The following is a 21,026-nucleotide window of genomic DNA, read 5'->3' as shown; positions in this document are numbered from 1 at the left end:
GGCATACGAGATCTGCGTATGTGACTGGAGTTCTGACGTGTGCTCTTCCGATCTCAGAAGGATTGAGTGTCGGAGATGAACCATATGTATTAACAACTCAATATGGTAAATTTGGTCTCGCTTTAGGACAGGAGTTTTCAGACGTTGCTGAACTTGGAAAATATTATTATGGTTCGTCTGTAAGGATGGTTCTGGTATCACAGTCTTATGGATATGAAACCGGAAATCATATAAAATTCAGTCAGGCAGAGTACGATATGTATACAACAACTTATGCTTATGTGAGAATGTATTCCAGATATGTTGCTGTTGCCAATTTGTATACAGCTGATGGAGATACAACATATTTTGGTGAAAGTCATGCCTGTACATCTTATGGAAGTGCCAGTGGATGGATTGCCGGTTGTGACGGAGGTGTGAAGCCGTCAGTAACAACAGAGGCAGGAGTTGTGAGTGGTAAAGTTTCTACAAGTTCCAGAGATACATCGAACGGAATGAGTTCCAGAAGATTAAATCAGTTAGCAGACTGGTATGGAAAGCTTACACATTACAATCTGCCGGCATATGGAAAAGAAAGCAAGTATAAAGATAATGTAAAGGTTGCATCTGTAAACTTTCATCCGGTATGGGGAGATTTAGATACCAATGTGAAGTTAATTAAAGATATTATGAAGAAAGCCAATAAGGACGGAATCGAGTTGCTGGTATTTCCGGAGATGGCACTTACCGGATATGATGTTGTAGTGCCGGACAGCTATGACGAGGAATTAAGGGCAAAGTTTGGTGACAAATATATGCAGCATGTATTGGCACAGACCGTTCGTGGTGATAAGCCGTCGGAGTGTATTACAGAAATTCAGAAGTTGGCAGAAAGTTATGGAATGTATGTGTTAATTGGTTTGCCTGAAAAAGATGAGGTGGATTCGGATTTGTACTGGAACTCAGTTGCTATTCTGGGACCGGATTTAATTCAGTCATATAGAAAAGTAAATCTGGCATCACCGGAACCAAACTGGGCTGCGTATGCAACAGAAAACGATGGTGTGTTTGAGACACCGTTTGGATATGTCGGTGTGGCGATTTGTGCAGATATTTATAATTATCAGGAATTACAGAGGACATATGCACAAAAAGGCTGTCGAATTGCAGTGAACTGTACAGCGGGTGCTGCAAGCAATAATTGTTTTGACGGTTCATGGCAGTTAACTTATCAGAACCGATTAGAAAGTTTCATGCTTAGGGATGACAGTTTTATGATAACATCTAATCTTGTAGGATATGAAGGACCTGTTACAGAGTCAGTCATAAATTTGCTTGCGGGTTATGGTTATACGGTAGACGATATGGATACAACATGGTTTGCAGACGCTGATAAAAAAGCAATATTTAATCAGGTTACAAATCTTTATGGACAGAATAATAATGGAAGAATATCGGCGAGAACTTATATTTTTCCAGGAGCGTCTGTTTGTATCGGATTAGACGATACAACTACAACAGGAACATATGTATTTGGTAATTATACAGAGTCAGGAGTTACATCAGATGGAACCAAATATCCGTATATGAATATCACACCGGATACATTCAATCAATATTATAGTGGAGAGTTTGATTTATCGAAGGCAACACTTTATAAATTCTATAGTGATAATCCGTATGATTATAGACCGGAACTCTATTATAAATGGTATACGAAATTGTTTTATGATACATATGGGTATACGGTTGATAGTAAGACATATGAAGACAAAGCAAGCGGAGTGACAATTTATGGTGATAAGATAATGAAGGAAACTGAGTTGTCAGTTACGAAATCAGAAGCAAAAACAGCAGACTATAAATTAAGTGGTTATACCCCAATATCTGCTGTATCATATACAGTGACAAGTAAGGCAGAGCTTACTACAACGTATAATAAGCGTACATTAACAAATACAAATGGAATAACAACGGAGACGGTTACAGGAGAGTATACAGGTAAATATATTCCGTATGAAGGGGAAATCCTCGTATCTGTTCCGGTAGATACAAAGGCAGATATCGTCCAAATTTATACTTTGAAGGGAAGGATAATAGCGCCTGTTTCAGAAGGATTTGCCACAGTAAAACTCACATCGGATGAGATTATTACAGTAGTTGGATTTACAAAGAACAGGAATAAAGTCGCTGCTCCTAAAAAAGTAACTGTGGGAAAGACCGGGATTAAAAAAGTTAAGAGAATAAAAAAGACCAGAGCTAAGATTACTTTAAAATCAGTAAAAGGGGCAACAGGGTACGTTGTTAAATATTCAACAAAGCGTAAATTCAGTAAGAAGACAACGATTACGAAGAAAGTAAAAAAAGCCATATTTACATTGAAAAAATTGAAGGCAAATAAGAAATATTATATCAAGGCAAGAGCTTATAAAATAGTAGATAAAAAAGAATACTACAGTAAATGGTGTGATTCAAAAATAATTCGCAGATAGGTGTGTAAAAGAACTCATTAAAAAACCGATAGTGCAAAGCACTACCGGTTTTTTAATGGAATATAATCTGTTGGTCTTGCGACATTCTTGTAAGCAGGACGAATGATTTTGCCTGCATTTATAATTTCCTCAATACGATGTGCACTCCATCCTGCCATTCGGGCAGCGGCAAACATAGGGGTATATAATTCGTCAGGCAGTCCCAACATAGAATAAACAAATCCGCTGTAAAAATCTACATTTGCACTGACACGTTTTTGTCTCTTATGAGATTTTGAAATAACTTCCGGAGCGAGGCGTTCCACATTCTGATATAATTGATATTCATCCATGAAGCCTTTTTCCTTAGCAAGTTTTTCGGTAAATCCTTTGAGTAATTTAGCTCTGGGATCTGAAATAGCATAAACAGCATGCCCTATGCCATAGATTAAACCTGATTTGTCGTAAATTCGTTTGTCAAGTATCGCTTTTAAGTAATTTGTAATTTCTTCATCATCATTCCAGTCGTTTACAGTTTCCTTCATGTGGTCGAACATTTTCTTGACCTTAATATTAGCACCGCCATGTTTTGGCCCTTTTAGAGAACAAAGAGAAGCGGCAATTGCGGAATAGGTATCTGTTCCGGATGATGAGACAACATGATTCGTAAATGTTGAATTGTTTCCGCCACCGTGTTCTGCATGAAGTACAAGAGCTAAATCAAGTATTTTTGCTTCTAACGCAGTGTATGAACTGTCCGGTCTTAAGAGTCTTAAAATATTTTCAGCGGTGGAAAGCTCAGGGTCCGGATTTATGATATGGAGATTGTCACCATAGTGATAGTGACGCATAGACTGATATCCATATACGGAAATAAGAGGTACTCTGGCTATAAGACTTAAGCTCTGGCGCAGGACATTTGAAATTGAAGTGTCGTCAGGGTTGTCATCCCATGAATATAATGATAAAACGCATCGTGCTAACAGATTCATCATATCTTTACTGGTAGCTTTCATGATAATATCACGCACAAATGATGATGGAAGATTACGATATTCGCCTAGGACGTGATTAAATTTTTTGAGTCTGTCATTGTTTGGAAGTTCTCCAAATAATAAAAGATAGGTTACTTCTTCAAAACCGAAGCGGTCTTCGGCAATAAAACCGTTTACAATGTTATTGATGTCGATACCACGATAGAATAACTGACCTTCGCATGGTACTGTATTACCATCAACAACTTCAAATGAATGAACATCTCCGATTTCTGTAAGACCGGTCAAAACGCCTTTACCGCCTTTCTCTCTGAGACCTCTTTTTACATTAAATTGGTCGTATAAGTCCGGGTCAATACAGGAATTATTGATACAGCGGTCTGCGTATCTGTTAATTTGAGCGGTAAGTTTATCTTCACTTTCGATTGTCTTTTCATTTATTAACATACATTCCCTCCTTTTCTTTTTTATTTACAATACAAAATGCACCATATGAAGGATAAGTTTACCATAAAATGCGAATTATCTCAATAAAACAGAGAAAAAACATTATTTTGTAGAATGACTGTATAATCAAGAAAGTTTAGAAATATTCTGTATATTTCTATAATTATATGTATTTTTGTGGTACAATAACGAGGAAAATACCGATTATGCTTGCATAAATCGGTATTTGACGACAAACTCCATGGAGATGGTAATCGACATGGTACAATAACGAGGAAAATACCGATTGTGCGAGTACAATCAGTGGATACATATGCGTTGTAATAGAGGTTAAGAATGGACATATTTGATTATGCAAGAAATATAAATAGTGAAAAGGAATCTCCCCTTGCCAGCAGGCTAAGACCGGTTACACTGGAACAGGTTGTTGGTCAGGAACATATTATCGGTGAGGGAAAGCTTTTATACAGAGCTATCAAAGCGGACAAGGTTCGTTCCGTTATCTTTTTTGGACCGCCCGGTACAGGAAAAACTACATTGGCAAAGGTCATTGCCAATACAACCAGTGCAGAATTTACCCAGCTCAATGCTACGGTGTCGGGTAAAAAAGATATGGAGAGTGTAGTGGAGAAGGCGAAACAGAATATGGCTATGAGCGGAAAGAAAACGATTCTTTTCGTGGATGAAATTCACCGCTTTAATAAGAGCCAGCAAGATTATCTTTTACCTTTTGTGGAAGATGGAACGGTTATATTAATTGGCACCACAACAGAAAATCCATATTTTGAAGTAAACACAGCTTTAATTTCCAGGTCAATTATTTTTGAACTCCATCCATTAAGTGTGGATAATATTAAAGAACTAATTTTCAGGGCTGTAAATGACAGTGAAAATGGAATGGGTGTTTATAATGCAGTAATCGAAGACGAAGCAGTAGATTTTCTTGCAGAAATATCTAACGGAGATGCCAGAATGGCACTCAATGCAGTGGAGCTTGGAGTGTTAACTACAGATAAAGCAGCGGATGGAAAAATACATATTACCTTGGATGTGGCAGAGCAATGTATACAAAAAAGGGCGCTTCGATATGACAAGTCGGGTGATAATCATTATGACACAATCTCGGCATTTATAAAGAGTATGCGGGGGTCAGATCCGGACGCCGCAGTTTATTATCTGGCAAAAATGTTGTATGCCGGAGAAAGCGTTGATTTTATTGCAAGACGAATTATGATTTGTGCTGCAGAGGATGTAGGAATGGCAAATCCTCAGGCATTAGTTGTAGCTAATTCAGCAGCACAGGCGGTACATCAGGTAGGTATGCCGGAAGCACAGATTATTTTATCGGAGGCTGTCATATATGTGGCAACATCCCCTAAGAGTAATTCTGCATGCAATGCAGTATTCAGTGCAATGGAAACAGTAAAGAATACAGTTACTGCTAAGGTACCGGCACATTTAATGGATTCCCATTATAAAGGTTCGGCAAAACTGGGACATGGATTGGGATATAAATATGCACATGATTATCCGAATCATTATGTGGAGCAGCAGTATCTTCCGGATGGTCTGGAAGACGAAACGTTTTATGAGCCCGGAAATCTGGGATATGAGATAGAAGTAAAAAAACATTTAAATAAGTTAAGAGGTATTTTTTAATTGAAAGCATTAATTGAAAAACTGGCATCGGGAAACGCGGTATTTGAAACGCCGGATGCAGAGATATCTGAAAATAGAATCGCAGTGGAACTAGAACAGGGAGAAAATTGGCGTGGTGAAATCAGTATAAAGGGAAAGCATGGAATGCCGGTAAAAGGTATTGTCTTTTCTACGGATAATCATGTTTCCTTTGAGAATAATCAATTTTATGGAATTCATAACACTGTAAAGTATGTTGTTTCCAGTAGAAATATGCTGGAGGGACAGATTATCAGTGGTACAATCAGTATAATTACGACGGCCGGGGATTATGCGATTCCATTTGCCATTACTATAAAGAAAAAAGAAATAAACTCTTCTATTGGTAATATTACTGATTTGAAAGGGTTTGTTCGGCTTGTAAAAAACAGTTATGATGAAGCATTAATTTTGTTTCTCTCGAAAGAGTTTAAAGATTTTTTCCTCAGGGATGATGACCATGCAATAACGTTATACAATCAGGTAATGAGAAATACAAACAGAAATATTGCATTAGAAGAGTTTCTTGTTGGAATGAAATTGAAAGATAGGGTTAAAATCAGCATTGTGGATAAAATTAAAGAGTACACGGATATTAAGGAAAATTATGGTGATATTCTTAATGTGTCAAGAAGCGGCTGGGGATATGTTGATATAGATGTGGAAGTACAGGGAGACTTTTTCTATAATTGCAAGGATAAGATATCGGGTGATGAATTTAATGGAAAAATTGCAGAATATCAATATTTAATTAATGCGGGCAGACTTCACGGTGGAAGTAATTGTGGAAGAATTATTCTTCGTACTGCAAATGAAAAACTCGTATATGATGTTGTAATTGTCAACCAAAAAGAAAGTATTGATGAATATTTGAGAATTAAAAAAAGTAATATTGATTTTGTAAAAAACTATCTGGATTTTAGGACTGATATTATCGATGGAAAAAGATGGAAGGATAGAGTTTTAGAGCTTGCGCAACAGAGGTTGATATATGATAAAAATGATATTACGGGAGTTCTGGCAAAGGCACAGATATCTATTTTGAATAGCAATGATGACCAGGCAAAAGAATATTTAAACAGAGCGGCACAGCTTGTTTCAACAGTGAATGAAAGAGATGTTGTGTATTACTGTTACTATCTTTATTTGAAATCTTTATATAAAAATGACCAAGGGTATACGCATGATGTGAAGGAAGAGATTAAGGGTTATTTTGAGGGAGGCTATGACAGGTGGCAGCTCCTTTGGATTTTATTCTACATGGACGAGAGATATGATGAAAATCCAAGTCTGAAATATACTTTAGTAAAGCGTATGTTTAACAGTGGATGTACCAGTCCGGTTATGTATTACGAGGCGGCAAAGGTATTAAATAAACAGCCTGAATTGTTGAGGATGATGAATAAATTTGAAGTTCAGGTGTTAAACTTTGCCGGTAAATATCATATGGTTGGTATTGAGCTGGCAAAGCAGGCAGCAGATATTATTGGCAGAGAAAGGGAATTTAATGAGAGTTATATAAAGATTTTAAGCAGACTCTATGAAGATACGGAAAGTACAGATGTGTTATATTGCATCTGTGGCGCCATTATTAATGGAAATAAGGTAAACAAAGAGTATTCTAAATGGATTAGTGAGGGAGTCAGAAAAGAACTTAAAATCACAAACCTTTATGAATATTACATTTACACAGCGGACACGGGAAAATATGAAATGCTTGAAAAATCGGCATATAAGTATTTCTCTTATGGAACAGATACCCTGGCATATAATAAAGATTATTTTTTTGCAAATCTGGTTTCGAACTTTAAAGAGACAGACGAGCTTTATGTGAAGTGCCGTGAGGATTTAGAAAAATATGTAACCGATGAAGTGAGGAAAGGCAATAATAACTGTCATTTAAGGGTGATATATGAGAGGGTTCTGACGGACGACTTTATTGTTGGTGAACTGATAAATAAAATGCCGGAAATTCTTCATACATATCAGATTCGGGTAGAAAATAAACATGTGAAGCATGTGATTGTCAATCATAAAGAAATTATGGAAGCGCAAACGGTTTCATTTAACGACAATGTGGCATACATACAGTTGTATACAGATAATCCTGTAATTGTATTTATGGATGGCAGGGGAAGAATTATATCTGATATTAAATATGAAATTACAAAGATGGATATTCATGTACCTTTGAAAAAGCAGGGAAGTAATCTTTTAACAGAACTTTGTGAGATAGAACAAATCATGAAGCTGCCGGAAAATAATACGGGGAGGATTATTGAATTAAAAGCGATGGTACAGGCGCCCGGACTTACCAAGGAGTTCCGACAGAGATTAAAAGAATTTATCGTTGATTACTATTATAAAGGATATGATAAAGGTGATTTAGATATTTATATATTACAGTTTAATATGTCAGAACTTTCCATGAGTGCCAGAAATAAAGTGATGGAAATCATGATACGGAAGGATTTCAATGAAATGATATATCCTTATATGGTGAAATACGGATATCAGGGTATCTGTCTTCCATTGTTAGAACGGGTTTGTATTGCGTTGTCTGTGGAACCGGAATATGATGGAAACGAATTGCTGATAGAGATGTGTGCAGATGTGTTTCGAAATGGATGCAGAGACGAAAATATTCTAATATTTTTAGGAAAATACTATGAGACAGGAACGTTAGAGCTTTATCAATTATTTCTGGCAATGAAATCTAAGGAAATCAAAGACAATACATTGGCGGAAAGGTTATTGGTACAATATATTTTTGAGGGAAATACAGAAAATAAAATTTATGATATTTATTTGGCCTATCTCGAAGGACCTACAGGAACTGTTATAAGAAAGGCATTTTATACCTATGTGACATATAACTATTTTATTAAAAAGCTGCAGTGTCCGGATATCATATGGGAAATTTTAGAGCAGGAATATGACAATGGCTTAAACACACCGGTGATATGCAGCATTGCATTTGTTGAGGCATTGTCGAAAAAAATGAATTTGACAGAACAGCAGATAAAGATAGTACAGTCTTTAATTGAAACGTTGGCAAAAAATAATGTAAATTTTGAATTTTATAAGAAGTTTAATAAATGGTTTAAGATTCCATTTAATCTTGTTGATAAGACCATTATCGATTTTCGCACGAATCCAAAGCATAGAGTGGATATCACCTATAGTATCAAAACACCTGAGGGAAGAACAAAAAAAGTGACAGAAGAGATGGGCAGCATTTACCAGGGGATTTTCACAAAAGAAATCATCATGTTCTATGGAGAAGAGATTGATTACAGCATTACAGAGTATTCTGATGAGTTTCCGCTTGGAAAAGTAGTAGATAACTATTCCGTGAGAATAACGGAAAAGAATATTTACAATGATGAAACCCGTTTTGGAATGATAAATGGAATGATGATTTGCAGAGCACTTGGAAGAGAAGATGCTGCAAGGGAAATTATGCACTCATATGCACTTTGTAAGGAAGCCGGAAAAGAGATATTTAAGCTTCTTTAATATACGAAATAACAGATATAAGATATCTGTCTTGGGAGGAAAAGACTTTGGGAAAAGGAATGATTCTTGGCATAGATTTTTCAATGGATTATGCACAGTTAGCATATTTGGATAGTGAGGGAAATCCTCAGTCGGTCAGTGTTGGAACAGGAGATAATTATTTAATACCTTCTGTTGTGTGTTACAACAGTGAATTACAGGAATGGTCAGCCGGGGAAGAGGCAATCAACAAAGGAAGGCTAGAAAAGAGTACGGTATATAAAAAACTTCCGGAGATTTTTAATGAGACAAGCGGTATAAAAAAAGAAGAGGCAAAAAAAGTAATAACAACATTTATGTCATATCTATTAAAGTTAGCCGTGAACTTTAGTAATGGCAGACTGATGAAAAATGTGCTGCTCACCGTAAATGAAGTAAATCCGCAGATAATCGAAGGGTTGACAGAGGTTTTTACTGATTTGGGATATAATGGAGAAGATATTAAAGTAATTAGTCATTCAGAAAGTTTTGTATATTATGTTTTGAATCAGAACAAAGATATATGGATTAATAATGTTCTGTTTTTAGAATTAAACAATAATGAATTTTCCTGTAGAAAATTAAATGTGATTAAGGGAAAACAACCTCATGTGGCAGATGTTTCGGTTACTGATTTGAGCAATCTTTTTTCTATGGAGTTAGTTTTCAAAGAGCCGCTTGGTGCAGATGAAATTCTTGCAGAATATCTGGAAGAAAAGATGAAAAAATATGTTGTATCCGGAGTGTATCTTTCCGGAGAAGGATTTTATCAGGATGGATGGCAGAAAACTTTGTCAGTTCTTTGTAGAAACAGGAGAGTATTTAAAGGAAATAATTTGATTGTAAAAGGCGCTGCATATGGGGCAAAAGAGTTTTTCCATCTTCCGGTTTTGGACAAATATCTTATTTCATGTAAAGGCAGAACAAGAGTGAAAGTTATTATGCCTGTAAAATATAAAGAGAGAGACAGTTTTATTACTTTGTCAAATATAGGAGATTATTGGCATCAGGCGGACTCTAAAGCAGAGTGTTTACTGGAAAAACCAACAGAGGCAGTATTTGAAATTCAGGATATTATGAATCGAACGAACGAAAGTTTTAAAATTGACTTGAGAGAATTTCCAAACAGAGCGCCAAATACAACGCGTATAGAGATTCATTTTAAATATCTTACAGAAAATACTTTTGAGATAGAAATCAGAGATTTGGGGTTTGGAGAGTTTTTTAAATCATCGGGAATGTCGGTGAAAAGAGAAATTACGTTATAAAGTTTTGACAGAGGAGACGCTATGAATTACATTACATTGTGTACGATACATACAGAAAAACCTTATTATATCAAGGAAGTAAATAAAAACATATATTCTATAGAGGAATTATGTTACTATCTTTCAAATTATTTATACCTGATTGATGACCAGTTTTTCAGTGATTCTTTAATTGATTATATAGAAACAGAATTAAAGCAGTCGACAATTGCTTCGGGATTAAAACAAATTATTGCGAAGAAAGGGCAGCTTGGAGAAAAGATTGCATTTGTGATTAAAAACGCCGGATACTATTCGGAGAGAGAAGCAGAAAAACTGGAAAATCATTTAACTGCATTGTGTTCTAAGACAACCGCAGAGCGAATAAAAGCGAAGGCCGACATTCTTATGGATACAGAAAAATATAATATGGCTATTAATTATTATAATAGTATTCTAAATAAGGCGATTAATAATGAATTGCCTGAGCGATTTTACGGTGATGTCTATAATAATTTGGGAGTAGCTTATGTAAGACTATTTGAATATGAGCAGGCGGCAACAGCATTTCGATGTGCATATAGATTAAACAAGGCAGCAGAATCCTTAGAATCGATTATTATGTGTGATTTAATTTGTGATAATGAAAAAAGATTGAAAATAGATAAAGAAAAGTATGGTGTTACAGATACTGTTATCAATCGTCTGCGTTCGGAGTTGATAAAGAGAAAGGTTCATATTCAGTCGGAATGGAATGTGGAAAATGAGGATTTGTTTGTAACTCAATGCAAGAAAGAGTATATAGTGGAAATAAATAGTTAATTATAGCCTTAATGGGCTATAAAACAAAAATATAGCCTTGAAAGGCTATAAAACAAAAATATAGCCTTGAAAGGCTATAAAACTTGATTATTTTCTCGGGAAAATATATAATTGGTTTAGGAGGAGATAGTCTATGTTTTTTTATTTTGATAAGAATCCATTTATTGCGATAATTGGAGATATAAGAGATTCCAGAAGCTTGAGTTTGAGAAATGGAGTTCAAGAGAAACTCAAAATAGTATTAGATGGAATCAATAATAAATATGAGCAAGAGATAGCATCAAAATTTGTTACAACCTTGGGAGATGAATTTCAAGGATTATTATCTAATGGAACAAGTGTATTGAAAATAATTGAAGAGATAAGAATGCAGTTATATCCGGTTGATATGCGTTTTGGCATTGGGATAGGAAAAATAACTACAGATATAAATACAGAAATGGCTTTAGGAGCAGATGGTCCGGGGTATTACAAAGCCCGTGAGGCAGTTGAGAAAATAAAAGAGAATGAGAAAAAAAAGAAGGCTGTAGTATCTGATATAAGATTAGAGCAGGAAATGGGCAATGAGCAGCAGATTGTTTTAATTAATACTGTTTTTGAATTGTTAAAATCAATTGAACAAAAATGGACAGAAAGACAAAGAGAAATTATTTGGAATATGTTGAAATACCAGGACGGACAAGAAAAGGTTGCCTGCCGAATGGGAATAACTCAGTCGTCAGTTCACAAATCATTGGTTTCGGGACAATATTATACATATGAGAAAGCAATGAAAAATGTACAGGATATATTAGGAGAAATTAGAGTATGATAAAATATAACTTTATAGTGTTGCTTATAATACATGTATTATGTGATTTCTACTTCCAGTCAGAAAAAGTGGCGGCAAATAAACAAAAGAAGTTTGTCTGGGTTGTATTACATTCTATATTATATGCATTGCCTGCAATGACTTTTCTTATCATTATAATGCCAGGACTGCCAATGAGATATTTAATTTGTTTTTTATCATCCCATGCAGTTCTTGATATTGGGAAATATGCTATTTGTAACTGCAAAAGTGTGAAAGGTGTCTTTTGGAAGGAGCAGAGAAATTTATTTATTATAGACCAGACACTACATGTTTTAGTAATTCTTGCAATTGTATATTTTTTGCGTGGTTTTGAAATGAATACATTGTACAATAGCAAAATAGAAAATGTTTTTGATACATTTGGTATTTCAGAAACAATATTGCTGATTTGGATAATTAAGATATTGTTGATACATAAACCCATAAATATATTTATTGTTAATGTATTATATAAGTATAAGCCCGATAATAAAAATCAGATTAATGTATCAGATAAAAATGCAGGAAGATTTATTGGCACACTAGAAAGAATTATTATGACAATTTTTATTTCATTAAATCAATATTCAGCAGTGGGGTTAGTATTAACTGCAAAATCCATTGCACGTTATGATAAAATTTCAAAAGAACAGGAATTTGCAGAATATTATTTACTGGGGACATTATTAAGTACGATATGTTCAATTTGCGTATCTATAATTTTTTAAAAGAAAAACATTTATAGGCTGTTGACAAACCTAAATAAAATAATTATGATGGACTATATGTAAAATGCATTGAGGAAAAGGAGTAGTAAATAACCTCCTATAGAGAGAAAGGGATGGTGGAAGCCTTTCGGAGAAGTGTTTATGAAGGTAGTTTCTGAGCAGTTATGGTGAGAAAGAGCAATAATAGTTGATTAGCCATAAACGGTTCATCCCCGTTAAAGATAAGATAAGTGATAAACAAAGGTGGTACCGCGAGAAATCGCCCTTTTGACCGTGCTGCCAATACATAAGAAAAAGAGTAGCATGTTGCTACTCTTTTTCTTGTATACGGCTGATGTCGCTTCTGGTGATTATATATAAAGCAGGTTACGAATTACAAGAATGGAGAAAAAATTATGAAAGAGTTTGAGAAGAATTATAATCCAAAAGAGATTGAAGACAGATTGTACAGTAAGTGGCAGGAGAAAAAACACTTTCATGCCGAGGTCGATAGAGATAAAAAACCGTTTACGATTGTAATGCCACCTCCTAATATTACAGGACAGTTACACATGGGACATGCTCTTGATAATACTATGCAGGATATTTTAATTCGATTTAAGAGAATGCAGGGATATGAGGCCCTCTGGCTTCCGGGAACAGACCATGCATCAATTGCTACGGAAGCAAAAATCGTAGAAAAAATGCGCGAGGAAGGTATTACAAAAGAAGAAATCGGAAGAGAGAGATTTTTAGAGCGTGCGTGGGATTGGAAAAAGCAATATGGTGGACGCATTGTATCACAGCTTAAAAAAATAGGTTCTTCCTGTGACTGGGACAGAGAAAGATTTACGATGGATGAAGGCTGTTCCAAGGCAGTGAAAGAAGTTTTTGTTAATCTTTATAATAAAGGTCAGATTTATAGAGGAGAGAGAATTATTAACTGGTGTCCTCATTGTCTTACATCTATTTCAGATGCAGAGGTAGAATATGAAGACCAGGCAGGCAAGTTCTGGCATTTAAGATATCAGTTGTCGGATGGAAGCGGTTATGTAGAACTTGCTACAACCAGACCGGAAACATTACTTGGAGATACGGCTATTGCTGTAAATCCAAATGATGATAGATATAAAGATATTATTGGAAAGACAGTTATTCTGCCGTTAGTTGGCAGAGAAATTCCGGTAGTTGCAGATGACTATGTAGGTATTGATTTTGGAACAGGTGTTGTTAAGATTACACCGGCACATGACCCTAACGATTTTGAGGTGGGACTTAGACATAATCTTCCAATTATCAATGTTATGACAGATGATGCTAAGATTGTAGATGATTATCCAAAGTATGCCGGAATGGACAGATATGAGGCTAGAAAAGCTATCGTAGCTGACCTTGAAGCAGAAGGAGCATTGGTTACAATTGAAGACCATTCGCATAACGTAGGAACATGTTACAGATGTCATACAACTATTGAGCCTAGAGTATCAAAGCAGTGGTTTGTAAAGATGGAAGAACTTGCCAAACCAGCTATAGATGCGGTGAAAAAAGGTGATACAAAATTTGTTCCACCACATTTTGATAAAACATATTATCATTGGTTAGAAAATATTCGTGACTGGTGCATTTCAAGGCAATTATGGTGGGGACACAGAATCCCGGCATTTTATTGTGACGAATGCGGTGAAATGGTCGTTACAAAAGACAATCATGCGGTATGCCCTAAGTGCGGCAAGGAAATGCGACAGGATCCGGATACACTGGATACATGGTTCTCATCTGCCCTGTGGCCTTTCAGCACACTTGGCTGGCCGGATAAGACAGAAGAGATGGATTATTTTTATCCGACAAATGTTTTGGTTACAGGATATGATATTATATTTTTCTGGGTAATTCGCATGATGTTCTCAGGACTGGAACATGCAGGGCATGTTCCGTTTGATACAGTTTTGATACATGGACTTGTTAGAGATTCACAGGGACGAAAGATGAGTAAATCCCTTGGCAATGGAATCGACCCATTAGAGGTTATTGATAAATACGGTGCGGATGCATTGAGATTTACGTTGATTACCGGTAATGCACCCGGAAATGACATGCGTTTTTATTGGGAGAGAGTAGAGGCTTCAAGAAATTTTGCCAACAAGGTTTGGAACGCTTCGCGTTTTATTCAGATGAACATACCGGAAGAAGGTATCGATTTAAATAAGAAACCTGAAAATCTTACAGATGCAGATAAATGGATTTTATCAAAAGTTAACAGTTTAGCCAAAGATGTGACAGAAAATCTTGATAAATATGAATTAGGTATCGCAGCCGACAAAATTTACCAGTTTATTTGGGAAGAATTTTGTGACTGGTATATTGAAATGGTTAAGCCAAGATTGTACAATAATGAGGACGATACAAAACAGGCAGCGCTTTGGACTTTGAAAAAAGTATTAATAGATTCACTGAAACTGCTGCATCCATATATGCCGTTTATTACAGAAGAAATATTCTGTAATTTGCAGGATGAGGAAGAATCTATTATGATTTCAAAATGGCCTGAATATTCAGACGAGTATTGTTTTAATGCAGAAGAGGCAGCCGTGGAAACGATAAAAGAAGCGGTACGTTCTATTAGGAATATTCGTTCAGAGATGAATGTTGCTCCGAGTAAGAAGGCAAAGGTATTCGTAGTTTCAGATGATAAAAATGTTAGAGATATTTTTGAAAAAGGAAATGTATTTTTTGCCACATTGGGATATGCCAGTGAAGTAATTATCCAAAATGATAAAGACGGAATCGATGATGATGCAGTGTCCGTAGTAATACCGAAGGCTACAATTTACATGCCATTTGCGGAATTAGTAGATATTGCAAAGGAAATAGAGCGTCTCGAAAAAGAGGTAGAAAAGTTAAACAAAGAACTTGCAAGAGTAAATGGAATGCTTTCGAATCCAAACTTTGTGAACAAGGCTCCTGAAAAGAAGATTAATGAAGAAAAGGAAAAGAAAGCAAAATATGAGCAGATGATGGAGCAGGTAAAAGAACAGCTTGACAGATTAAAGAAATAAGGAGAATAGTGAATGATTAATTTTGAAGAAGAAATTAAAAAATTTCATCCGAGTCTTGAAATAGAGGAAGCAGAGAATGCCATTTATAATAATAATATTTCAGACATTACAGATGTTATGATTCAAATGGTAGAGGAACTTAAGGGCGAAAAATAGAACAGGCAAAGGATGGATGAGTAGATGATATGCTATAACTGCGGAAATGTCCTGACAAATAGTGACTATTGCAGTCATTGTGGAATGGATGTCAGCGTGTATAAGAGAATCGTGCGTTTATCTAACACATATTATAACGTTGGTCTGACAAAGGCTAAGAATAGAGATTTGGCCGGAGCGGCAGATACCTTGAGACGTTGTGTGAAGTTAAATAAACGTAATATTGATGCGAGAAACCTGTTGGGACTGGTTTACTTTGAGATGGGTGAGACAGTGCAGGCTTTTTCAGAATGGGTTATGAGTACAAATATTCAGCCGGACAATAATCCGGCAGATAGGTATTTGGTAGCAATACAGCAGGAAAAGGGAAAGGTGGATGAACTAAACCATACGATTAAGAAGTTCAATGTCGCTTTGAATTATGCAAAGAGTGGAACGGATGATATGGCAATTATTCAGTTAAAAAAGGTTTTAAATCAGAATCCAAATCTGATTAAGGCTTATCAGCTTTTAGCGCTTCTTTACACAAAAAACGGACAGTATGAGAGAGCAAAGAGAACAATAAAGAAATCCCTTAAGATTGATAAGTGCAACCCTTTGAGTATCAGATATTTAAGAGAAATCAATGAGTATCTTGAAGATGAAAAAAAGAACGACCCAGATAAACGTATGGAGAGAAGGCGCAGTCTGCGGGGAGTTATGGTGGACAGACCATATCTCAGTGGAAATGATGTAATTGTTCCTCAAAATAATTTTAAAGAGGCAATTACAAGCGCACAAAGTATTCTTCATATCGTGATTGGTATTTTATTGGGTGCAGCGCTGGTTTACTTTATTGTAACACCGGCCAGGATAGCAAATGTTTCTGATAAAATCAATGATACAAAGGTTGAATACAATCAGAAGATTGCAATAAAAAATTCTACAGTGTCTGAACTTCAAAATCAGGTAGATACATTGAAAGAGGAGAGAGATAAGTTAAAGACAAGTCTCGCCCAGTATACGGATACAGGAAATACATTAAGTACAAATTATAGTAATTTGTTAGAGGCTGCACAATACTATATAGCCAAAGATTATAAGAAGAGCGCTGAGTCGCTTGAAAAGGTAGACTCAAAAATGAAGATGGATTCTGCCTCATTTACAGCCGTATACAGGGCCTTGAGTGACCAGTTATCTTCAAGGATAGAAGAGGGTGCGTTTAATGACGGTATGAGCGCTTATGAGCGGGGAGATTACGACACAGCGATTACACAGTTTAAGAAATGTATTGATACAAATAAAGATAATGTGAAAGCAATATATTATTTGGCATATTCTTATAACAGAAATGGTGATATGAGTAATGCTGAAAAATATTTTAAGAAAATTGTTGATGATTATCCGGATTCTGAGTATGCAGATAGGGCGCGAAACATGCTTGGGGATGATGGTGATAATGGAGACAACGGAGATAATGGGGATAACGGAGATACAGGTGGAGAGCCCAGTCCAATAGAATAACAAATAGGATTCACAAAAGAAGAGGACATGAAGTTCTCTTCTTTTTTTATAAATGACAAAATATTACAAAAAATGGGGGTAAGAATGGAAGTATTATATGAAGTGAGAGGGGAAAATTTATTAATTTATTTACCGGAGGAATTAGACCATCATAATGCCAAATTGATAACGGAACAATCCGATTGGTATATTGTGTCAAATCAAATAAAAAATATTATTTTTAATTTTAAGAGAACAAATTTTATGGACAGTTCAGGGATTGGTGTAATCATGGGCAGATATAAACTGATTAAGGGACGTGGTGGAGAAATTACTGTGACAAATATTAATAGTGCGATAGATAGAATTTTTACAATATCAGGCTTGTATAAGATTGTCAATAAAACAGTTACTCCAAGTCTGACAAATTATTAGGAGGAAAGCATGGAAAATAATATGAGCATTGTTTTTGACGCAAAGTCACAAAACGAAGGATTGGCAAGAGTTGCAGTAGCGGCATTTCTTACAGAGATTGACCCGACAGTCGAGGAATTAAATGATATTAAAACAGCAGTGTCTGAGGCAGTGACAAATGCAGTGATTCACGGGTATGGAGAAGGACCGGGGAAGGTGCATATGAAATGCATGTTACTGTCAAAGCCGGAAAAACAGGAAAATGATACATATAACATGGACATAACAATAAAGATAGAGATAAAAGATGAAGGTGTCGGTATAGAAGACATAGAAAAAGCAAGAGAGCCGTTATTTACTACAAAACCGGAATTAGAACGTTCCGGTATGGGGTTTATGTTTATGGAGATGTTTATGGATGAGTTAGAAGTACAGTCAGAAAAAGGAAAAGGGACAACCGTAAGAATGACAAAAAAAATGAAAAAGACATCTAAGGTGTAGAGATGGATATAATAACATTAATAAAAATGGCTCATGAAGGGGATAAACAATCAAGAGATAAAATATTATTGGAAAATACGGCGCTCATATGGAGTATTGTGCGTAGATTTTTAAATCGGGGATATGAAGGGGATGATTTATTTCAGATTGGATGTATTGGTATGCTCAAGGCAATAGATAGGTTTGATACGAGTTTTAACGTGTCGTTTTCTACTTATGCGGTACCTTTGATTACAGGGGAAATTCGAAGATTTTTGAGAGATGATGGAATTATAAAAGTGAGCAGAACCATCAAAGAAAATCAACTGAAAATTTATTTAGAGACAGAGAAATTTAGAAAAGACAATAACAGAGAGCCCACACTTGAGGAGTTGGCAAGGGAATGTGGACTTTCCAGTGAAGAAATTATTACAGCTCTTGAGGCATCAAGAGAAGTGGAGTCCATCTATAAGGAGATAGATGGGGGTGACAATAAAAATCAGACAATAATTGAAAAAATAGAGGATAATAAAGACCATGAAAACATGGTAATTAATAGAATTATGGTACGGCAATTATTAGAAACCTTAAATGAAAAAGAAAGAAAAATTATTATTTTAAGATATTTTCAAAATAAAACACAATCTGAAATTGCCGGCTTAATCGGTATGACGCAGGTTCAGGTTTCCAGAGCGGAAAAGAAAATTTTAGAAAACCTGAAAAAACAAATTGGATAAAATAGAATATTATAACGTTATATGGATATACTGTATGTCATAAAAGGTTATAGAAAGGATTTTACAAAAATGAAAATCTTTAAGATAATAATTATTTTAGTTGCGATAGTGATGGCGGCAGGCCTGGGATTTTATTTGTGTTCCGATGCAAAAGAAACGGAAAAGCTGGAAGCAGCAGTTATGATTTAGGTGGATTATGAGTGATACGTTATATATTAAATTAGAGCAATCAGCTGAAATTACAGGAAAAGATGTGACAATCGGTGATGTCGCAACATTAGAATGTAAAAACAAAACAGTTGTGAACCGATTAAAACCGATTAAGCTTTTGAGTGATGATTCCAATGGAAAAAAACGTTACATTGTTTCTATTATGAAAATATTTGAGATTGTGGACGATACATTTCAAAATGTCGACGTACAAAGTGTCGGAGAAACGGATTGCGTTATAGAGTTTAAAAGGGCAAATATAAAAAAGAACCATTTTGAAGTTATAAAGGTGATTTTAATATGTTTGATTTTATTCTTTGGTGCAGGATTTTCCATTATGTCTTTTAATAATGATATTTCTGTGGAATCGATGTTTGAAAAGGTATGTAAATTACTCACCGGTGACAAAAATACTGGAAAATCGATTATGGAATTGTGCTATTCTATTGGGTTAGGAGTGGGAATCTTAGTATTCTATAATCATTTTGGGGCAAAAAAATTATCCAAAGACCCAACTCCAATTGAGGTGGAAATGCGTAAATATGAGATGGATATTAATCAGACCTTAATTGATGGTCATAACAGACAGGATGGAAAGTTGGATGTAAAATGATGATATGGAAATATATTGTTTTAGGACTGACTGCATTAGGCGGTGGAGCAATTATATCTGCCGGTGTTTTTGCTTTGATATCGTCCACCGGAGTAATTACCAGAATGGCAGGAAAAACCCATACAGGAAGTCATATACAAAAATATGAAACAGCAGTTATTGTTGGAGGAGTATGGTGGAATATATTTTGGATTTTTTCCATTCAATTTCATATTCCAATGGGGATTACAAATATATTCCAGCCGTTAATGGGACTGGCACAGGGGATTTTTGTAGGATGTCTGGCAATATCCCTTGCAGAGGCTTTGAACGCTACAGCAATTTTTGCCAGAAGAACAAAATTAAAAGTGGGAATGAGCTTTGTGATTTTATCGGTTGCAATCGGCAAAGTGTTGGCAGCAATTATTCAGTTTACAAACGGATGGGTTAAAAAATAGATAAACATAGGGGGGAAGGTAATGGAAAGCGAAGAGAAAAAACAGCAATATAATGAGTATGTAGAACGGATTACGCCGAATAATAGTCTTGCCAAGGATATGTTTAATGCATTTTGGATTGGCGGACTCATATGTCTTATGGGACAGGTTTGGATGGCAATTTTTATGTATTTTGGTATGGGGAAAGAGGATGCCGCAAGTTGGACAACTCTTGTGCTGATTTTAGAGAGTGTTATTTTAACAGGTTTAAACATTTATCCGAAAATAGCAAAAGTTGGCGGAGCGGGATGTCTGGTTCCAATTACAGGTTTTGCCAATGGAGTTGTTGCTCCTGCAATAGAATTTAAAGCGGAAGGACAGATTTTTGGTGTAGGTGCAAAAATATTTACAATTGCAGGACCAGTTATTCTTTATGGTATCTTTTCCAGCTGGGTAGTCGGAATCATTTATATGATATTAAAAGCTACGGGAATACTTTAATTGGAGGTACAGGTTATGAATGGTAAAAATAAAGACAACGAAGAAATGCCTATGGGATTAGGATTTGGACTGGCAATGAATGAAAATGCCATGAAGAACTTTTCAGCTATGCCTGATAATGAAAAGAAACAGGTTATAGAGGCTGCAAGGGCTGTCAATTCAAAAAGTGAAATGAAAAGCTTAATTAATGATATTGCAGGAATATAAGGGTGATTCAAAATAATAGCCGGACTTTTAAAAGTCCGGC

17 protein-coding genes and 1 other annotated feature are annotated in these 21,026 nt (G+C 35.6%); of the genes, 16 read left to right on the top strand and 1 reads right to left on the bottom strand.

All coding sequences use genetic code 11. The annotated features are described in order from the left end of the window. Window positions 1–2,512 precede the first annotated feature (2,512 nt). On the bottom strand, window positions 2,513–3,892 hold the full coding sequence (locus Q5O86_RS10730) for a citrate/2-methylcitrate synthase (RefSeq protein ID WP_302627147.1): 1,380 nt from the start codon (window positions 3,890–3,892) through the stop codon (window positions 2,513–2,515). Window positions 3,893–4,228: 336 nt separating this feature from the next. Between Q5O86_RS10730 and Q5O86_RS10725 the strand changes: the two genes are divergently transcribed. The 16 genes from Q5O86_RS10725 (at window position 4,229) to Q5O86_RS10650 (ending at window position 20,986) form a co-directional block, all read left to right on the top strand. Further along, window positions 4,229–5,551: a replication-associated recombination protein A gene (locus tag Q5O86_RS10725; protein ID WP_302627146.1), complete on the top strand. Its 1,323-nt coding sequence runs from the start codon at window positions 4,229–4,231 to the stop codon at window positions 5,549–5,551. Then, a complete protein-coding gene (locus tag Q5O86_RS10720; protein ID WP_302627145.1) occupies window positions 5,552–9,088 on the top strand; it encodes a DUF5717 family protein in 3,537 nt (1,178 codons plus the stop codon). A 47-nt stretch (window positions 9,089–9,135) separates the two neighbouring features. Then, window positions 9,136–10,374 (top strand): DUF5716 family protein, encoded by a 1,239-nt coding sequence (locus tag Q5O86_RS10715; protein ID WP_302627144.1) that lies wholly within the window; start codon window positions 9,136–9,138, stop codon window positions 10,372–10,374. A gap of 21 nt (window positions 10,375–10,395) precedes the next feature. Beyond that, the gene (locus Q5O86_RS10710; protein ID WP_302627143.1) at window positions 10,396–11,175 is read left to right on the top strand and encodes a tetratricopeptide repeat protein; all 780 of its coding nucleotides are present in this window, start codon (window positions 10,396–10,398) and stop codon (window positions 11,173–11,175) included. 133 nt (window positions 11,176–11,308) lie between these two features. After that, the gene (locus Q5O86_RS10705) at window positions 11,309–11,986 is read left to right on the top strand and encodes a SatD family protein (protein ID WP_302627142.1); all 678 of its coding nucleotides are present in this window, start codon (window positions 11,309–11,311) and stop codon (window positions 11,984–11,986) included. Further along, a complete protein-coding gene (locus Q5O86_RS10700; protein ID WP_302627141.1) occupies window positions 11,983–12,735 on the top strand; it encodes a DUF3307 domain-containing protein in 753 nt (250 codons plus the stop codon). The genes Q5O86_RS10705 and Q5O86_RS10700 overlap by 4 nt, the downstream gene beginning before the upstream one ends. A gap of 60 nt (window positions 12,736–12,795) precedes the next feature. Beyond that, window positions 12,796–13,005 (top strand) — a binding site (T-box leader). A gap of 125 nt (window positions 13,006–13,130) precedes the next feature. Further along, window positions 13,131–15,770, top strand: a complete 2,640-nt coding sequence (locus Q5O86_RS10695) for a valine--tRNA ligase (RefSeq protein WP_302627140.1) — start codon at window positions 13,131–13,133, stop codon at window positions 15,768–15,770. Window positions 15,771–15,782: 12 nt separating this feature from the next. Then, window positions 15,783–15,926 carry a hypothetical protein gene (locus tag Q5O86_RS10690; protein ID WP_302627139.1) on the top strand — a complete coding sequence of 48 codons (144 nt, stop codon included), beginning with the start codon at window positions 15,783–15,785 and terminating at the stop codon, window positions 15,924–15,926. Window positions 15,927–15,950: 24 nt separating this feature from the next. Then, the gene (locus Q5O86_RS10685) at window positions 15,951–17,429 is read left to right on the top strand and encodes a tetratricopeptide repeat protein (protein ID WP_302627138.1); all 1,479 of its coding nucleotides are present in this window, start codon (window positions 15,951–15,953) and stop codon (window positions 17,427–17,429) included. A gap of 84 nt (window positions 17,430–17,513) precedes the next feature. Next, window positions 17,514–17,843 carry an anti-sigma factor antagonist gene (locus tag Q5O86_RS10680; RefSeq protein WP_302627137.1) on the top strand — a complete coding sequence of 110 codons (330 nt, stop codon included), beginning with the start codon at window positions 17,514–17,516 and terminating at the stop codon, window positions 17,841–17,843. 9 nt (window positions 17,844–17,852) lie between these two features. Beyond that, window positions 17,853–18,323, top strand: a complete 471-nt coding sequence (gene spoIIAB / locus Q5O86_RS10675) for an anti-sigma F factor (RefSeq protein WP_302627136.1) — start codon at window positions 17,853–17,855, stop codon at window positions 18,321–18,323. A 2-nt stretch (window positions 18,324–18,325) separates the two neighbouring features. Beyond that, window positions 18,326–19,039, top strand: coding sequence for a SigB/SigF/SigG family RNA polymerase sigma factor (locus tag Q5O86_RS10670; RefSeq protein WP_302627135.1), 714 nt, complete (start codon window positions 18,326–18,328; stop codon window positions 19,037–19,039). Between the two features lie 196 nt (window positions 19,040–19,235). Then, on the top strand, window positions 19,236–19,862 hold the full coding sequence (locus Q5O86_RS10665) for a stage V sporulation protein AA (protein ID WP_302627134.1): 627 nt from the start codon (window positions 19,236–19,238) through the stop codon (window positions 19,860–19,862). Then, a complete protein-coding gene (locus Q5O86_RS10660) occupies window positions 19,859–20,299 on the top strand; it encodes a stage V sporulation protein AB (protein ID WP_302627133.1) in 441 nt (146 codons plus the stop codon). Before Q5O86_RS10665 ends, Q5O86_RS10660 begins: the two co-directional genes overlap by 4 nt. Window positions 20,300–20,320: 21 nt before the next feature. Further along, complete coding sequence (gene spoVAC / locus Q5O86_RS10655) at window positions 20,321–20,779, top strand: stage V sporulation protein AC (RefSeq protein ID WP_302627132.1); 459 nt, start codon at window positions 20,321–20,323, stop codon at window positions 20,777–20,779. Between the two features lie 15 nt (window positions 20,780–20,794). Beyond that, on the top strand, window positions 20,795–20,986 hold the full coding sequence (locus Q5O86_RS10650; protein ID WP_302627131.1) for a hypothetical protein: 192 nt from the start codon (window positions 20,795–20,797) through the stop codon (window positions 20,984–20,986). The last annotated feature ends 40 nt before the right edge of the window (window positions 20,987–21,026 follow it).

Source organism: uncultured Eubacterium sp., assembly GCF_937958975.1.
Lineage (GTDB): Bacteria > Bacillota > Clostridia > Lachnospirales > Lachnospiraceae > Eubacterium_G.
The sequence above is the reverse complement of the archived record's forward strand: the minus strand, read 5'-3'. Positions and strand labels throughout refer to the sequence as shown.

Excerpts from the sequence above, each read along its gene's own strand:
- Q5O86_RS10650 (WP_302627131.1), top strand. The coding sequence starts at position 20,795 with ATGAATGGTAAAAATAAAGACAACGAAGAAATGCCTATGGGATTAGGA.
- Q5O86_RS10680 (WP_302627137.1), top strand. The coding sequence starts at position 17,514 with ATGGAAGTATTATATGAAGTGAGAGGGGAAAATTTATTAATTTATTTA.
- Q5O86_RS10685 (WP_302627138.1), top strand. The coding sequence starts at position 15,951 with ATGATATGCTATAACTGCGGAAATGTCCTGACAAATAGTGACTATTGC.
- Q5O86_RS10725 (WP_302627146.1), top strand. The coding sequence starts at position 4,229 with ATGGACATATTTGATTATGCAAGAAATATAAATAGTGAAAAGGAATCT.
- spoVAC (WP_302627132.1), top strand. The coding sequence starts at position 20,321 with ATGGAAAGCGAAGAGAAAAAACAGCAATATAATGAGTATGTAGAACGG.
- Q5O86_RS10665 (WP_302627134.1), top strand. The coding sequence starts at position 19,236 with ATGAGTGATACGTTATATATTAAATTAGAGCAATCAGCTGAAATTACA.
- Q5O86_RS10710 (WP_302627143.1), top strand. The coding sequence starts at position 10,396 with ATGAATTACATTACATTGTGTACGATACATACAGAAAAACCTTATTAT.
- spoIIAB (WP_302627136.1), top strand. The coding sequence starts at position 17,853 with ATGGAAAATAATATGAGCATTGTTTTTGACGCAAAGTCACAAAACGAA.
- Q5O86_RS10670 (WP_302627135.1), top strand. The coding sequence starts at position 18,326 with ATGGATATAATAACATTAATAAAAATGGCTCATGAAGGGGATAAACAA.
- Q5O86_RS10730 (WP_302627147.1), bottom strand. The coding sequence starts at position 3,892 with ATGTTAATAAATGAAAAGACAATCGAAAGTGAAGATAAACTTACCGCT.
- Q5O86_RS10660 (WP_302627133.1), top strand. The coding sequence starts at position 19,859 with ATGATGATATGGAAATATATTGTTTTAGGACTGACTGCATTAGGCGGT.
- Q5O86_RS10705 (WP_302627142.1), top strand. The coding sequence starts at position 11,309 with ATGTTTTTTTATTTTGATAAGAATCCATTTATTGCGATAATTGGAGAT.
- Q5O86_RS10690 (WP_302627139.1), top strand. The coding sequence starts at position 15,783 with ATGATTAATTTTGAAGAAGAAATTAAAAAATTTCATCCGAGTCTTGAA.
- Q5O86_RS10700 (WP_302627141.1), top strand. The coding sequence starts at position 11,983 with ATGATAAAATATAACTTTATAGTGTTGCTTATAATACATGTATTATGT.
- Q5O86_RS10695 (WP_302627140.1), top strand. The coding sequence starts at position 13,131 with ATGAAAGAGTTTGAGAAGAATTATAATCCAAAAGAGATTGAAGACAGA.